This window comes from Luteococcus peritonei (genome assembly GCF_039526385.1).
GTDB classification, from domain to species: domain Bacteria; phylum Actinomycetota; class Actinomycetes; order Propionibacteriales; family Propionibacteriaceae; genus Luteococcus; species Luteococcus peritonei.
On record NZ_BAAAIX010000014.1, the window covers coordinates 40,934 to 56,464 of the forward strand.

Genomic DNA, 15,531 nt, shown 5'->3' on the forward strand with positions numbered 1-15,531 from the left:
GGAAATCAACATGACCAACGAAGACGGCAGCGTCCTGCTCGCCTCCTCCGAGGCCCTGGTGGGCTGGCTGCGCAAGACCTCCTTCTGGCCGCTCACGATGGGTCTGGCCTGCTGCGCCATCGAGATGATCTCCTACGGCGGCCCGCGCCACGACGCCGCCCGCTGGGGCCATGAGGTCTTCCGCGCCTCGCCGCGTCAAGCGGACCTGATGATCGTCTCCGGCCGGCTGAGCCAGAAGATGGCCCCGGTCGTGCGCCAGCTCTACGACCAGATGCCCAACCCCAAGTGGGTCATCTCGATGGGCGCCTGCGCCTCCTCGGGCGGCATCTTCAACAACTACGCGATCGTGCAGGGCTGCGACCACATCGTGCCGGTCGACTACTACCTGCCCGGCTGCCCGCCCAACCCGGACCAGCTGATCGACGCCATCTTCAAGCTGCGCTCCGACATCCAGCACTACCCGCTGCTGGGCGACATGCAGCGCAAGCAGGAGCGCGACGAGGCCGCCGCCCTGGTGGCCACCCCCACCCATGAGATGAAGGGCCTCATGCGATGAGCGACGAGACCAGGCCCACCCAGGGCAACCTGGACAGCGGCAAGACCATCGACGAGAAGGTGACCTCCCCGGAGGCCGCCCCCAAGGCCGGCGTGGAGCGCGAGGACGCGCAGCAGTCGGGCGAGATCGGCCTGGACCAGGTCGAGGCGCCCGCCGTCGAGCCCTATGTCGTCAAGAAGTCCGAGGGCATGTGGGGCAAGACCTCGCCCGACACCTCGGGCTATGCCGGCATGATGCGCACGGTCGAGTTCCCCGGCATCGCCCAGCGCCCCTACGGCGGCTGGTTCGACCAGGTGGCCGACCGGCTCGAGCAGCTGGTGCCGGGCCACGGCACCGGCCGGGTCCTGGTGGACCGCGGCGAGCTGACCATCTTCGTGCGTCCCGAGCACATCCAGGCGGTCTGCCGCGCGCTGCGTGACGACCCGGACCTGCGCTTCGAGATCCTCAGCGGCGTGAGCGGTGTGCACTATCCCGACATGGCGGGGGAGGAGCTGCACGTGGTCTACCACCTGCTCTCGCTGACCCACAACCGCCGGTTCCGCCTCGAGGTGAGCCTGCCCGACGGCCACCCGCACATCCCCTCGGTGGTGGACACCTACCCGATGGCCAACTACCACGAGCGCGAGACCTGGGACATGTTCGGGATCGTCTTCGACGGCCACCCGGCCCTCACCCGCGTCCTGATGCCGGACGACTGGGTGGGTCACCCGCAGCGCAAGGACTACCCCCTGGGCGGCATCCCCGTCGAGTACAAGGGTGCGACGGTGCCCCCGCCGGACCAGCGCAGGAGCTACTGATGAGCCACGCCATGAACGACCTGTACGCGCAGCCCAACGAGGCTCCCGCGGACCACGTCTACCTCACCCAGGGTTCCGACTGGGACGAGATCGTGCACGAGCAGGCGGAGCGCGGTGACGAGACCATCGTGGTCAACTTCGGCCCGCACCACCCCTCGACCCACGGCGTGCTGCGCATGGTGCTGGAGCTGGACGGCGAGAACGTCGTCTCGCTGCGCCCCGGCATCGGCTTCCTGCACACCGGCATCGAGAAGAACATGGAGTTCCGCACCTGGACCCAGGGCGTGACCTACATCACCCGCGCCAACTACGTGGCGAACATGTTCAACGAGGCGGTCTACTGCCTCGGCGTGGAGAAGCTGCTGGGCATCACGGTGCCCGAGCGTGCCGACGTGATGCGCGTTCTGGTGATGGAGGTCAACCGGATCGCCTCCCACCTGGTGGCCGTCGGTACCGGCAGCCTCGAGCTGGGTGCCACCTCGGTGGCCGAGGTCGCGCTGCGCGAGCGAGAGATGTGCCTGGAGTTCCTGCAGGCCATCACCGGCCTGCGCATGAACAATGCCTTCATCCGCCCCGGCGGCGTGGCCTGCGACCTGCCCGACGACGGCCTCGACCGGCTGCGCGAGCTGATCCACTGGCTGGACAAGCACCTGCCCGAGATCGGCGCCTTCTGCAATGCCAACCCGGTCTTCCGGGCCCGGCTCGAGGACGTGGCGACGCTGGACCTGACCGCCTGCATGGCGCTCGGTGTCACCGGCCCGCCGCTGCGCGCCACCGGTCACCCCTGGGACCTGCGCAAGGTGCAGCCCTACTGCGGCTACGAGAACTACGACTTCGACGTGGTCACCTGGGACACCCAGGACTGCTACGGGCGCTTCCGGATCCGCGTCGAGGAGATGCAGCAGTCGGTGCGCATCCTCAAGCAGTGCCTCGACAAGCTGGAGGCCACCATGGGCCAGCCGGTGATGGTGGAGGACCCGCACGTCAAGTGGCCGGCGCAGCTCTCCCTGGGCCCCGACGGCCAGGGCAACTCCAACGAGCACATCAAGCACATCATGGGCGAGTCCATGGAGGCGCTGATCCACCACTTCAAGATCGTCACCGAGGGCTTCCAGGTGCCGGCCGGCCAGGTCTACACCTCCGTCGAGGCACCCGGCGGCGAGCTGTCCATGCACCTGGTCAGCGACGGCGGCACCCGTCCCTTCCGCGCCCACCTGCGCGACCCAGGCTTCAACCACATGCAGGCGCTGCCGGCGCTGTGCGAGGGCGGCATGCTCTCCGACATCATCCCGGCCGTCGCCTCCATCGACCCCGTGATGGGTGGCGTGGACCGATGAGGTCCCGCGTCGCAGCAGGGGGCACGACCCCCCTCGAACCCCCCGCAGCCAAGGAGGCCACCGCATGAGCGGCCACGAGTTCCAGTCCCACTTCGACGACGCCGAGGGCGGTGTCGACTTCTCCGACGAGTCGACGCTGATCGACGCCAACGGCATCGCGGAGATGCAGTCCATCGCGGACCGCTACCCGCACAAGCGCTCCGCGCTGCTGCCGATCCTGCACCTGGTGCAGTCCATCGACGGCCGCATCTCCCCGGCCGGCATCCGCATCGCCGCCGAGATCGTGGGCATGAGCGAGGCGCAGGTCTCCGGCGTGGCCACCTTCTACACGATGTACAAGCGTCGCCCGGCCGGCCAGCACCACATCGGCGTGTGCACCACCACCACGTGCGCGGTGCTGGGCGGCGACATCCTGATGAGCTGCATGGAGCGCAAGCTCGGCATCGCCGAGGGCCAGACCACCAGCGACGGCAAGTTCTCGCTGGAGCGCGTCGAGTGCAATGCGGCCTGCGACTACGCGCCGGTGATGATGGTCAACTGGGAGTTCATGGACAACATGACCCCCGAGAAGGCCGACGAGCTGATCGACGCCCTGGCCTCGGGCCAGGAGGTCCACGCCACCCGTGGCGCCACCATCACCAGCTGGAAGGAGGCCGAGCGCGTGCTCGCCGGCTTCCCCGACGGCCGCGCCGACGAGGGCCCCTCCGCCGGCGATCCCTCGCTGCACGGCCTGCGCGTCGCGCAGGAGCACGGCTGGCACGCACCCGACCCGGCAGACATCCCTGCCCCCACCCAGGAGGAGTCGAAGTGACCGACACCCTCACCCCGGTGCTGTCCGCCAACTGGGCGGACGACCGTTCCTGGAAGATCACCAACTACGAGCGACGCGGCGGCTACGGCGCGCTGCGCAAGGCGCTGCAGATGCAGCCCACCGACGTGGTGAACCTGGTCAAGGACGCCGGCCTGCGCGGCCGTGGCGGCGCCGGCTTCCCGACCGGCATGAAGTGGTCCTTCGTGCCGCAGGACAACCCGAACCCGAAGTACCTCGTCGTCAACGGCGACGAGTCGGAGCCGGGCACCTGCAAGGACATGCCGCTGATGATGGCCAGCCCCCACACCCTGGTGGAGGGCGTCATCATCAGCTCCTATGCCATCAACTCCCACACCGCCTTCATCTACATCCGCGGCGAGGTGCTGCACGTGATCCGTCGCGTCCAGCAGGCCGTGCGCGAGGCCTACTCGGCCGGCTACGTGGGCAAGAACATCCTGGGCACCGGCTACGACCTGGACATCATCGTCCACGCCGGCGCCGGCGCCTACATCTGCGGCGAGGAGACCGCGCTGCTCGACTCCCTCGAGGGTCGTCGCGGCCAGCCCCGCCTGCGCCCGCCCTTCCCGGCCGTCGCCGGCCTCTACGCCTCGCCCACCGTGGTGAACAACGTGGAGTCCATCGCCTCGGTGCCCAGCATCATCGCCAACGGCAAGGACTGGTTCGCCCACATGGGCACCGAGAAGAGCAATGGCTACACGCTCTACTCGGTCTCCGGCCACGTGAAGCGTCCCGGCCAGTACGAGGCGCCGATGGGCATCACCATGCGCCAGCTGCTGGAGATGTCGGGCGGCATCCGCGAGGGCCACGAGCTGAAGTTCTTCACCCCCGGCGGTTCCTCCACCCCGATCTTCACCGCCGAGCACCTCGACATCCCGCTGGACTACGAGGCCGTCTCCGGCGCCGGGTCGATCCTGGGCACCAAGGCGCTGCAGACCTTCGACGAGACCACCTCGGTGGTCCGTTCGACCCTGCGCTGGGTGGAGTTCTACAAGCACGAGTCCTGCGGCAAGTGCACCCCCTGCCGCGAGGGCAACTGGTGGCTGGTGCAGACCCTGCGCAACTTCGAGGCCGGCACCGCACAGCCGGGCGACATCGAGAAGCTGCTGGATGTCACCGACAACATGTCGATGAAGTCCTTCTGCACCCTGGCCGACGGCGCCGTGGCCTGTGTCCAGAGCGCCATCAAGCACTTCCGTGAGGAGTTCGAGGCCGGCTACCACACCCCGGCCTGGGAGCTGTTCCCCTACGAGAAGAGCGCCCTGTTCGCCGATCCCACGGCCCGCACCGTCGCGCCCGCGGTGGCCGACCCCGCCGCCGTCGAGAACACTGGAGCACACGCATGAGCGTCGACACCAACAAGGCCAATGCACCCGTGGCCAAGCCCGAAGAGGTGACCTTCACCCTCGACGGCATCGAGATGAGCGCCCCGAAGGGGACCCTGATCATCCGTGCCGCCGAGAGCGTGGGCATCGAGATCCCCCGCTTCTGCGACCATCCGCTGCTCGACCCGGCCGGCGCCTGCCGCCAGTGCATGGTGGACATCCCCGACGGGGGCAACGGTCGCCCGATGAAGCCCTCGGCCGCCTGCACCACCACGGTGATGCCCGGCATGCAGGTCAACACCGCGGTCTCCAGCCCGGTGGCGGCCAAGATGCAGGAGGGCATGCTCGAGTTCCTGCTCATCAACCACCCGCTGGACTGCCCGATCTGCGACAAGGGCGGCGAGTGCCCGCTGCAGAACCAGGCCATGTCCCACGGCCGTGGCGAGAGCCGCTACGAGGGCGCCAAGCGCACCTTCGCCAAGCCGGTCAACATCTCCAAGCTGGTGCTGCTGGACCGCGAGCGCTGCGTGCTGTGCCAGCGCTGCACCCGCTTCTCCTCGCAGATCTCCGGTGATCCCTTCATCAACCTGCAGGAGCGCGGTGCCTTCAGCCAGATCGGCACCGACGGCGAGCACGCCTATGACTCCTACTTCTCGGGCAATGTCATCCAGATCTGCCCGGTGGGTGCCCTGACCAGCTCGGACTACCGTTTCCAGTCGCGGCCCTTCGACCTGGTGAGCACCACCACCAGCTGCGAGCACTGCGCCTCGGGCTGTGAGCTGCGCACCGACCACCGTCACTACCAGGTCAAGCGCCGCCTGGCCGGCCACGACATGGACGTGAACGAGGAGTGGAACTGCGACAAGGGTCGCTTCGCCTTCCTCTACGCCCGCGGCGCCGACCGGCTCACCACCCCGTTGGTGCGTCGCGGCGGCGTGCTGGAGCCCGCCAGCTGGCACGAGGCCATCGACGCGGCCGTCACCGGCCTGCGCCAGGCCGCCCAGAAGGTGGGCGTGCTCACCGGCGGTCGCCTGCTGGACGAGGCGGCCTACGCCTACAGCCGCTTCGCGCGTTCGGTGCTGGGGACCAACAACATCGACTTCCGCTCCCGTCCGCTGTCCACCGAGGAGGCCGACTTCCTGGCCGCCCGGGTGGCCGGTCGCACGCTGGCCGAGTCGGTCACCTATGCCGACCTCGAGCAGGCCTCCAGCGTCGTGCTGGTGGGCTTCGAGCCCGAGGACGAGAGCCCGATCGTCTTCCTGCGGCTGCGCAAGGCCGCCCAGAAGAACCGGCTCAAGGTCTTCACCGTCGGCACCCACCTGAGCAACGGCTCGCGCAAGATGGACGCCACCCTGGTCCCGGCCCTTCCGGGCACCGAGGCCCAGGTGCTGGCCAACCTGGCCACCGCCGACGGCGAGCCGGTCCAGCTGGATGCCGGCAGCATCATCCTGGTGGGGGAGCGTGCGGGCCTGTCCGCGGGCACCCTGACCGCCGCCGGCCAGCTGGCCGACAGCACCGGCGCCCGCCTGGCCTGGATCCCGCGTCGCGCGGGTGACATGGGCGCGCTGGAGGCCGGCTGCCTGCCCAACCTGCTGCCCGGTGGCCGTGCGGTCACCGATGCCGCCGCCCGCGTCGACGTGCAGACCACCTGGGGTGTCGACGGACTGCCCGCGCAGCCCGGCCTGGACGCCGAGCAGATGCTGCAGGCCGCCGCCGACGGTGGCCTGGCGGCCCTGGTGGTGGCCGGCGTCGAGCTGGCGGACCTGCGTGATCCGGAGGCGGCCCGCGCCGCCCTGGAGCAGGTGGGCTTCCTGGTCAGCCTGGAGCAGCGCCTCTCCGAGGTGTCCGAGCGCGCCAACGTGGTCTTCCCGGTCTCACTGGTCGAGGAGCAGTCGGGCCACTTCACCAACTGGGAGCACCGCAGCCGCACGGTCAACGTGGTCAACAAGCAGAACACCTCCCCGATGACCGACATCCGGGTGCTGGCCGCGCTGGCCGACGCCATGGGTGCCGACCTGAAGGTGCGCAATGCCGCCCAGGCCTCCGCCGAGCTCACCGAGCTGGGCGCCTGGGAGGGCCAGCGTCCCGCGGCGCAGGCCACCGGCCAGGCCGCAGCGGCCGAACAGGCCGGCGACGGCCTGCGGCTGGCCACCTGGCGCCTGCTGCTGGACCGCTCCGCCGGGGTGGCCAATGCGCAGCACCTCACCGACGTCGCCCCGCAGCCCGTGGCCCGGATCTCCCCGGCCACCGCGCAGGCCCACGGCCTGCTGACCGGCGGCACCGCCGTGGTCCGCGGGGAGCGGGGAGCCGTGCAGCTGCCCGTCGCGGTGGAGCCGAGCATGGTCGACGGCGTCGTCTGGGTGCCCACCCAGACCGCCCCCGCCGGTGTCCAGGTGCTGGGTGCCGCCGCTGGTGACCGGGTCGTGCTGGAGCCGGCCCAGAGCCTTACCCACGGGGCCGCCGGCTCCGCGCAGGTTGATCCCTCGATGGTTGGAGGTGTGGCATGACGCCACTGAATGCTTCATCGGTCTTCGGCCCTGACCCGTGGTGGATCACGCTCGTCAAGGTGCTGGCCGTCTTCACGCTGCAGCTGCTGTGGTGCCTGTTCAACGTGTGGTTCATGCGCCGCGTGCTGGGCAAGATGCAGAACCGCAAGGGCCCCATCATGAACTCGCCCGGCGGCCTGCTGCAGGCCATCGGCGACGGCATGAAGCTCCTGTTCAAGGAGACCTTCATCCCCGAGGGCACCGACCGCACGGTCTTCAAGCTGGCCCCGGTGATCGCCGGCGTCTGCGCCTTCGCGCCGTGGGCGGTCATCCCGCTGGCCGGTGAGGTGAACTTCTTCGGCCACCGCACCCACCTGATGGTCACCGACCTGCCGATCGCGGTGCTCTTCACCCTGGCCACCGGTTCCATGGCGGTCTACGGCCTGGTGCTGGCCGGCTGGTCCTCGGACAACTCCTACTCGCTGCTCGGCGGCCTGCGCGCCAGCGCCCAGATGATCTCCTACGAGGTCGCCATGGGCCTGTCGCTGGTGGCGGTCTTCCTGATGGCGGGCACCATGTCCACCTCGCAGATCGTCGAGGCGCAGGCCAACCACCTGAACCTCTTCGGCGTCGACGTGCCGCTGCCGAGCTGGTACGCGCTGGTGCTCTTCCCGAGCTTCTGCGTCTACTTCATCTCGATCCTGGCCGAGTCCAACACCCCGCCCTTCGACCTGTCGGAGTGCGAGCAGGAGCTGGTCAGCGGCTACTCCACCGAGTACACCGGTTTCCGCTACGGCACCTACTACCTGGCCGAGTTCATCCACATGGCCACCCTGAGCGCCTTGGCGGTCACCCTCTTCTTCGGTGGCTACCGGGCCCCCTTCCCGTTCAACATGACCTTCATGGACGGTGGCTGGTGGGGCGTGCTCTGGTTCTTCGTCAAGACGCAGCTCATGATCTTCTGCCTGATCTGGTGCCGTGGTTCGCTGCCGCGCTTCCGCTACGACCAGTTCATGCACATCGGCTGGAAGCGGCTCATCCCGTTCAGCCTGGCCTGGATCCTGTGCGTCACCCTGATGAAGGCCTCGATGGGCGCCACCGGCACGGCCCGCTACGTGCTGGCCGGGCTGATGGCGGCAGCCGCCCTGGTGCTGCTGGTCTGGCTGCTGTGGGGTGGCGGCCGCGACGAGAAGCCCACCGGCGTGCTGGAGGAGCCCGACTTCAATGCCTTCGCCGGCGGATACCCGGTGCCGCCGATGCCCGGCCGCAGCCTGCCGGGCGCCGATGGCGTCGTGCTGAGCGACGAGAACGTGACCACCAAGAACGGAGCTGACGCCTGATGGGCCTCTTCGACCAGTGGGCCGGTTTCGGCATCACTTTCCGCACCATGTTCCGCAAGACCTTCACCCAGGGCTATCCCCAGAAGGGCAAGGAGAAGGTCTTCGCGCCGCGCTTCCACGGGCGTCACCAGCTGAACCGCTGGCCCGACGGCCTGGAGAAGTGCGTCGGCTGCGAGCTGTGCGCCTGGGCCTGCCCGGCCGACGCGATCTACGTCGAGGCCGGTGACAACACCGACCAGGACCGCTACTCGCCCGGTGAGCGCTACGGCCGCGTCTACCAGATCAACTACCTGCGCTGCATCTTCTGCGGCATGTGCATCGAGGCGTGCCCCACCCGCGCGCTGACCATGACCAATGAGTTCAAGCTCGCCGATCGCACCCGCGAGGTGCTGATCTACGAGAAGGACCGCCTGCTCGCACCGCTGCTGACCGGCATGGAGCAGCCTCCTCACCCGCGTCGCCTCGGCGACGACGAGAAGGACTACTTCCTGGGCCTGCCGGCCTCGGGCCAGCCCGACGTGCGCACCGCCACCACCGGCGGTGCCACCGAGGCCGGCGCGCGCGCCGCTGCGGACACCACCACCCATGGGGGAGTGAAATGACCAACCTCGTCCCGCTCGTGACCGCCCAGGCGGTCGCCTTCTGGATCCTCGCCCCGATCGCCGTGCTCGGCGCGCTGGGCATGGTGCTGAGCCGCAAGCCGGTGCACTCCGCGCTCTCGCTGGCCATGATGATGATCGCGCTGGCCGGGCTCTACGCCTCGCTGGACGCACCCTTCCTGTTCGTGGTGCAGATCATCGTCTACATGGGCGCCATCCTGATGCTCTTCCTGTTCGTGATGATGCTGGTCGGCGTCGACACCACGGACTCCTTCGTGGAGACCCTCAAGGGCCACCGCGTCGCCTCGGCGCTGGCCGCCCTGGGCTTCGTGGTCCTGCTCGTGGGGGCCGTCGCGCGCGGTCTGAAGGGGAGCCCGGTGGGCCTGGACGCTGCGAACGCCGCCGAGGGCGGTCACGTCCAGAGCCTCGCGGCGCTGATCTTCACCAAGTACGTCTTCGCCTTCGAGGCCACCGCGGCGCTGCTGATCACCGCCGCGCTCGCCGCCATGGTGCTCGCCCACGGCGAGCAGCTGCGACCGAAGGTGCGCCAGGCCGGCCAGCTGGCCGAGCGGATGCGGCGCTATGCCGACGAGGGCGCCCACCCGGGCCCGCTGCCCTCGCCCGGCGTCTACGCCCGCAGCAACTCCGTGCAGGCCCCGGCCCTGCTGCCCGACGGCAGCATCGCCGAGAACTCGGTGGTCCAGGCCATGGCGGACCGCGGCGTGGTCGTGGACCCCTCGGAGCTCAGCGGCCCCACCCGCAAGGCGTTCGCCGCCATCGAGTCCGTCAAGGCCGAGGAGGGCCGGGAATGAACCCGAACTACTACCTGGTGCTGAGCGCCATCCTGTTCTCGCTCGGCGTCCTGGGCTTCCTGCTGCGCCGCAATGCGCTGGTGGCCTTCATGTCGATCGAGCTGATGCTCAACTCGGCGAACCTGGCGATGGTCAACTTCGCCCACATGCACGGCAACCTGGACGGCCAGATCGCGAGCTTCTTCGTGATGGTCGTGGCAGCTGCCGAGGTGGTGGTCGGCCTGGCCATCATCGTGACCGTATTCCGAACCCGACGCTCGGCCTCGGTCGACGACGCGAACCTGCTGAAGTACTGAGGGGGCATCGGTGAATCTTCTCGAGATTGTGCAACCCGTCGCCGCGAGCGGAATGTTCCGCCTCGCGTGGACGATGATCGCGGTGCCCGGCCTGGTGGCAGCCTTCCTGCTGCTCGCCGGACGGGTCACCGACAAGTGGGGCCACCTGCTCGCCACCGCGGCGGTGCTCTGGTCCTTCGCCATCGCCTGCTGCCTGTTCGGCGAGATGCTGATGGCCGACGAGGCCCAGCGCGCCGTCACCAGCCACCTGTGGACGCTCTTCCAGACCGGAGACTGGCACCTGGAGGTGGGCCTGCTGGTGGACCAGCTGTCCATCCTGTTCGCGCTGCTGATCACCGGTGTCGGATCGCTGATCCACATCTACTCGATCGGCTACATGGCCCACGACGTGCGCCGTCGTCGCTTCTTCGCCTACCTGAACCTGTTCATCGCGGCGATGCTGACCCTGGTGCTGGCCAACAACTACGTCGTCACCTTCGTCGGCTGGGAGGGCGTCGGCCTGGCCTCCTTCCTGCTGATCAGCTTCTGGCAGCACAAGGCCTCGGCGGCCGCCGCCGGTACCAAGGCCTTCGTGATGAACCGCGTGGGTGACCTGGGCCTGATGTTCGCGATCTTCTCGATGTTCGCGCTCTTCGGCTCCGCCTCCTTCACCGACGTGAACGAGGGCATGGCCCACGTCTCGCCCACCTGGGCCACCCTGATCGGCCTCTTCCTGCTGCTCGCCGCCTGCGGCAAGTCGGCGCAGGTGCCGCTGCAGGCCTGGCTGCTCGACGCCATGGAGGGCCCGACCCCGGTCTCGGCCCTGATCCACGCCGCCACCATGGTGACCGCCGGCGTCTACCTGGTGGTGCGCAGCCACCACGTCTACGAGCAGACCGAGACCGCCCAGCTGGCCGTGGCCATCGTGGGCACCGTCACCCTGCTCTTCGGCGCCTGGATCGGTACCAGCAAGGACGACATCAAGAAGGTGCTCGCCGGCTCCACCATGAGCCAGATCGGCTACATGATGCTCGCCGCCGGCCTGGGCCCGATCGGCGCCGCCTTCGCGATCTTCCACCTGATCACCCACGGCTTCTTCAAGGCCAACATGTTCCTGGGCGCCGGCTCGGTGATGCACGGGATGGACGACGACGTGGACATGCGCCACTTCGGTGCGCTGCGCAAGGCGATGCCCATCACCTTCCTCACCTTCGCCATGGGCTACCTGGCCATCATCGGCTTCCCGTTCACCGCCGGCTTCTACTCCAAGGACCACATCATCGAGGCGGCCTTCGAGAAGTCCCCGGTCTTCGGCGCCCTGGCCCTGCTCGGCGCGCTGGTCACCGCCTTCTACATGACCCGCCTGATGATGATGACCTTCTTCGGCGAGAAGCGCTGGCTCAAGGGCGTGCACCCGCACGAGTCCCCGGCCACCATGACCATCCCGCTGGTCATCCTGGCGGTGCTGTCCATCGTCGCCGGCGCGGTGATGAACAACTGGATCGGTGACTGGCTCGAGCCCGCCACCGGTGCCGAGGTCCACCACACCGGTCTGGTGCACATCACCGGGATCGGCTGGCTGACCATGGCCACCGTCGCGCTGGGCGTCGCGCTGGGCTGGTTCTTCTTCCGCAAGGACATCCCCAGCTACGAGCCCGCCACCGGCAATGTGCTCTCCCTCGCGGGCCGCAACGACCTCTACGGCGACGCCGTCAACCATGCCGTCGTGGTGGAGCCCACCCGCAAGCTGGCTGGCTTCCTGCAGCACTTCGACCGCGGTGTGGTCGACGGTGCCGTGATGGGCTCGGCCGGCGGCCTGGCCGGCATGTCCACGATTGTCCGCAAGCTGCAGAACGGATTCGTCCGCTCCTATGCCCTCACCATGGTCGTCGGCGCGATCCTGGTCGGGCTGGCACTGATCCTCGGCCAGCTGGCCTGAGGGGAGGAGAAAAAATGACTTTCCCCCTGCTCACCGTGCTGGCACTCGTGCCGATCGTCGGTGGCCTGGTCCTGTTCTTCGTGAAGGGAGGTGCCGGCAAGACGCTCGGCCTGGCCATCAGCCTGGTCACCCTCGCGCTCGGCCTGTGGGCCTTCTTCTCGAACGGGAGCCTCGCCGAGGACCACCTGTGGATCGAGTCCATCGGCGCCCACTACGCGCTCGGTCTGGACGGCATGGCCAAGGCCATGGTCTTGCTGACCGTGGTCCTGGTCCCCATCGTGCTGCTCGCCGAGTGGCACGTGGGTGATCGCGACGAGCGTCGCCGTTCCGCCTCCTGGTCCACCAGCACCTTCTTCGCGCTGGCGCTGGTCCTCGAGGGCCTGGCCCTGTTCGTCTTCATGGCCACCGACGCGCTGCTCTTCTACATCTTCTTCGAGGCCACGCTGATCCCGATGTACTTCCTGATCGGCGGCTGGGGCGGTCCCCGTCGCGGCCAGGCGGCCCTGAAGTTCCTGCTCTACTCACTCGCCGGTGGCCTCGTGATGCTGCTCGGCATCATCGGCCTGGGCGCCCACTCCGCGGCCAGCGGCAACCCCAGCTTCCTGCTGGACGACCTGCGGGCCCTGCAGCTCGACGGCTCGGTCGGGCGCTGGCTGTGGCTGGCCTTCTTCATCGCCTTCGCGATCAAGGCCCCCATGGTGCCGGTGCACACCTGGCTGCCCGACACCGCCGAGCAGTCCACCCCCGGCGCCTCGACGCTGCTGGTGGCCATCCTCGACAAGATCGGCACCTTCGGCATGATCCGCTTCTGCCTCGAGCTCTTCCCGGAGGCCAGCAAGTGGGCCACCCCGGTGGTGCTCGGGCTCGCGGTGCTCAGCATCCTCTACGGCGCCCTCATGGCCGTCGGCTCGCGCGACCTGCTGCGCCTGGTCAGCTACACCTCGATCAGCCACTTCGGCTTCATGGTGCTGGGCATCTTCGCCTTCACCACCACCAGCCTGAACGCCTCGATCTTCTACATGCTGAACCACGGCTTCTCCACCGCGGCGCTCTTCCTGGCGGTGGGCTTCCTGGTCCGCCGTCGCGGCACCGCCGACATCGACGCCTTCGGCGGCGTGCAGAAGCTCGCCCCGGTGGCTGCCGGCCTGCTGCTGGTCAGCGGCCTGTCGGCCCTGGCCCTGCCGGGCACCTCCTCCTTCGTGAGCGAGTTCCTGGTGATGGCCGGCGCCTGGCAGCGCCACCCGCGCCTGGTGGCCGTGGCCGCCATCGGCACGGTGCTGGCCGCGGTCTACGTGATGCGCATGTACCAGCGCACCATGACCGGCCCGGTCACCGAGCAGAGCGCCGCCCACTTCACCGACAACGACCTGGACTGGCGCGAGAAGGCCGTGATGGTCCCGCTCGTCGCCCTCCTGATCGGCCTGGGCTTCGTGCCGAAGCCGATGATGCAGGTCACCGAGAACACTGCGAAGGACACCATGGCACTGGTCGGCATGACTGATCCGGCTCCGATCGTGAAGGGGGAGAAGTGATGAACAACCTGCTCGCCCCCCTGCAGATCACCGCCCCCTCGCTGGACTTCCGGCTGCTGGCACCGCTCATGCTGGTGCTGGTGGGCGCCTGCCTGGCCATGCTGGTGGAGTCCACCAGCAAGCGCGGCCCGCGCTACGGAGCACAGCTCATCGTCACCGCGGTGACCCTGCTGAGCGCCCTGTTCTACCTGGTGCGCAACTGGATGATCGGCAGCACCACCATCGACGCCGTCGGCTCGGTGGCCGTCGACGGGCCCACCTACTTCGTGTGGGGCGCCCTGCTGGTCTTCGGCCTGATGGCGGCGCTGCTCTTCGCGGAGCGTCGGGTGGCCAACGGCCAGTCGCAGTTCACCGCGATGGGCTCCTCGGTCCCCGGCTCCCCGCTGGAGCGCGAGGCGATCGCCGCGCGCGCCGAGCACACCGAGGTCTTCCCGCTGCTGATGTTCAGCCTGTTCGGCATGATGCTCTTCGCCGCCGCCAACGACCTGCTGGTGATGTTCGTGGCGCTGGAGATCTTCTCCCTGCCGCTCTACCTGCTGGCCGGCCTGGCGCGTCGTCGCCGGATGCTGAGCCAGGAGGCCGCGCTGAAGTACTTCCTGCTGGGCGCCCTGTCCAGCGCCTTCTTCCTGTACGGCACCGCGCTGCTCTACGGCTACGCGGGCAGCTTCCAGCTGCGTCGCATCGACGCCGCGGTGAGCGCTGCCAGCCAGGGCAACGGCCTGCTGCTGGCGGGCATGGCGCTGGTCACCATCGGCCTGCTGTTCAAGGTCGGTGCGGCTCCCTTCCATTCCTGGACCCCCGACGTCTACACCGGTTCGCCCACCCCGGTCACCGGCTTCATGGCGATCTGCACCAAGTTCGCCGCCGTTGTGGCGCTGATGCGCGTGCTCTACGTGGCACTCGGCGGCGCCCGCTGGGACTGGCAGCCGATGCTGGCCGCGGTGGCCGTGCTCACCATGGTCGTCGGCTCGGTCCTGGCGCTGACCCAGACCGACGTCAAGCGCCTGCTGGCCTACTCCTCGATCGCCCACGCGGGCTTCATCCTGGTGGCGGTCACCGGAGCGGTCACCGCCGCCAACGGCCTGCGTCCGGGCGGCATCGGGTCCACGGCCTCCGTGCTCTTCTACCTGGCCGCCTACGGCCTGGCCACGCTGGGCGCCTTCGGCCTGGTGACCATGGTCCGCAAGGCCGGTGGCGAGGCCACCAGCCTGGCTGCTTGGCAGGGCATCGGGCGTCGCAACCCGCTGGTCGCCGGCCTGATGACGCTCTTCCTGCTGAGCTTCGCCGGCATCCCGCCGACCGCGGGCTTCATCGGCAAGCTGGTCGCCTTCACCGCGGCCTGGAAGGGCGGTTACGCCTGGCTGGTGGCCACCGCCATCGCGCTGAGCGTCGTGGCAGCCTTCATCTACGTCCGGCTGATCGTGGTCATGTTCTTCCGTGACCCGGTGGACGACGAGGTCGGGGTGGTGAGCGCCTCCTGGATGACCTGGCTGGTCGTCGCGCTGGGTGCCCTGGGCACCCTGGCCCTCGGCGTGTGGAGCGGTCCGCTGCTCGACCTGGCCCAGAAGGCGTCGATCTTCCTGCGCTGACGTCTGTGCAGCCGTGACGGGGCCCCGACCTGATGGTCGGGGCCCCGTCGCACGTCCACCACGGCGGCGGCGAGACCCGGAGCGGGTCGAGGGACGCCGTGCCAGCCGGGGCGCC

Annotated in this window: 13 protein-coding genes; all 13 read left to right on the top strand. The window is 69.0% G+C overall.

All coding sequences use genetic code 11. The features are described 5' to 3' along the window. The first annotated feature begins 10 nt into the window (after nt 1-10). Nucleotides 11-556: an NADH-quinone oxidoreductase subunit B gene (locus ABD073_RS06630; RefSeq protein ID WP_343873196.1), complete on the top strand. Its 546-nt coding sequence runs from the start codon at nt 11-13 to the stop codon at nt 554-556. Continuing rightward, nucleotides 553-1,353: an NADH-quinone oxidoreductase subunit C gene (locus tag ABD073_RS06635; RefSeq protein ID WP_343873198.1), complete on the top strand. Its 801-nt coding sequence runs from the start codon at nt 553-555 to the stop codon at nt 1,351-1,353. The genes ABD073_RS06630 and ABD073_RS06635 overlap by 4 nt, the downstream gene beginning before the upstream one ends. Next, nucleotides 1,353-2,690 (top strand): NADH-quinone oxidoreductase subunit D, encoded by a 1,338-nt coding sequence (locus ABD073_RS06640; RefSeq protein WP_343873199.1) that lies wholly within the window; start codon nt 1,353-1,355, stop codon nt 2,688-2,690. The genes ABD073_RS06635 and ABD073_RS06640 overlap by 1 nt, the downstream gene beginning before the upstream one ends. A 64-nt stretch (nt 2,691-2,754) precedes the next feature. Next, complete coding sequence (nuoE, locus tag ABD073_RS06645) at nt 2,755-3,501, top strand: NADH-quinone oxidoreductase subunit NuoE (protein ID WP_343873201.1); 747 nt, start codon at nt 2,755-2,757, stop codon at nt 3,499-3,501. Continuing rightward, nucleotides 3,498-4,865, top strand: coding sequence for an NADH-quinone oxidoreductase subunit NuoF (gene nuoF, locus ABD073_RS06650; protein ID WP_343873203.1), 1,368 nt, complete (start codon nt 3,498-3,500; stop codon nt 4,863-4,865). Before nuoE ends, nuoF begins: the two co-directional genes overlap by 4 nt. After that, nucleotides 4,862-7,351, top strand: coding sequence for an NADH-quinone oxidoreductase subunit G (locus tag ABD073_RS06655; RefSeq protein WP_343873204.1), 2,490 nt, complete (start codon nt 4,862-4,864; stop codon nt 7,349-7,351). Before nuoF ends, ABD073_RS06655 begins: the two co-directional genes overlap by 4 nt. Beyond that, nucleotides 7,348-8,670 carry an NADH-quinone oxidoreductase subunit NuoH gene (gene nuoH / locus ABD073_RS06660; protein ID WP_343873205.1) on the top strand — a complete coding sequence of 441 codons (1,323 nt, stop codon included), beginning with the start codon at nt 7,348-7,350 and terminating at the stop codon, nt 8,668-8,670. Before ABD073_RS06655 ends, nuoH begins: the two co-directional genes overlap by 4 nt. Next, nucleotides 8,670-9,272, top strand: a complete 603-nt coding sequence (gene nuoI / locus ABD073_RS06665; protein ID WP_343873206.1) for an NADH-quinone oxidoreductase subunit NuoI — start codon at nt 8,670-8,672, stop codon at nt 9,270-9,272. Before nuoH ends, nuoI begins: the two co-directional genes overlap by 1 nt. Then, entirely contained in the window at nt 9,269-10,081 is an 813-nt protein-coding gene (locus tag ABD073_RS06670) for an NADH-quinone oxidoreductase subunit J (RefSeq protein ID WP_343873207.1), read from the top strand. Before nuoI ends, ABD073_RS06670 begins: the two co-directional genes overlap by 4 nt. Continuing rightward, nucleotides 10,078-10,377, top strand: coding sequence for an NADH-quinone oxidoreductase subunit NuoK (gene nuoK, locus ABD073_RS06675; protein WP_343873208.1), 300 nt, complete (start codon nt 10,078-10,080; stop codon nt 10,375-10,377). The genes ABD073_RS06670 and nuoK overlap by 4 nt, the downstream gene beginning before the upstream one ends. 52 nt (nt 10,378-10,429) lie before the next feature. Further along, nucleotides 10,430-12,295 carry an NADH-quinone oxidoreductase subunit L gene (gene nuoL / locus ABD073_RS06680; RefSeq protein WP_343873209.1) on the top strand — a complete coding sequence of 622 codons (1,866 nt, stop codon included), beginning with the start codon at nt 10,430-10,432 and terminating at the stop codon, nt 12,293-12,295. Nucleotides 12,296-12,309: 14 nt separating this feature from the next. Further along, nucleotides 12,310-13,827 carry an NADH-quinone oxidoreductase subunit M gene (locus tag ABD073_RS06685; RefSeq protein ID WP_343873210.1) on the top strand — a complete coding sequence of 506 codons (1,518 nt, stop codon included), beginning with the start codon at nt 12,310-12,312 and terminating at the stop codon, nt 13,825-13,827. Then, nucleotides 13,827-15,416, top strand: a complete 1,590-nt coding sequence (gene nuoN / locus ABD073_RS06690) for an NADH-quinone oxidoreductase subunit NuoN (RefSeq protein WP_343873212.1) — start codon at nt 13,827-13,829, stop codon at nt 15,414-15,416. Before ABD073_RS06685 ends, nuoN begins: the two co-directional genes overlap by 1 nt. Nucleotides 15,417-15,531: the final 115 nt, after the last annotated feature.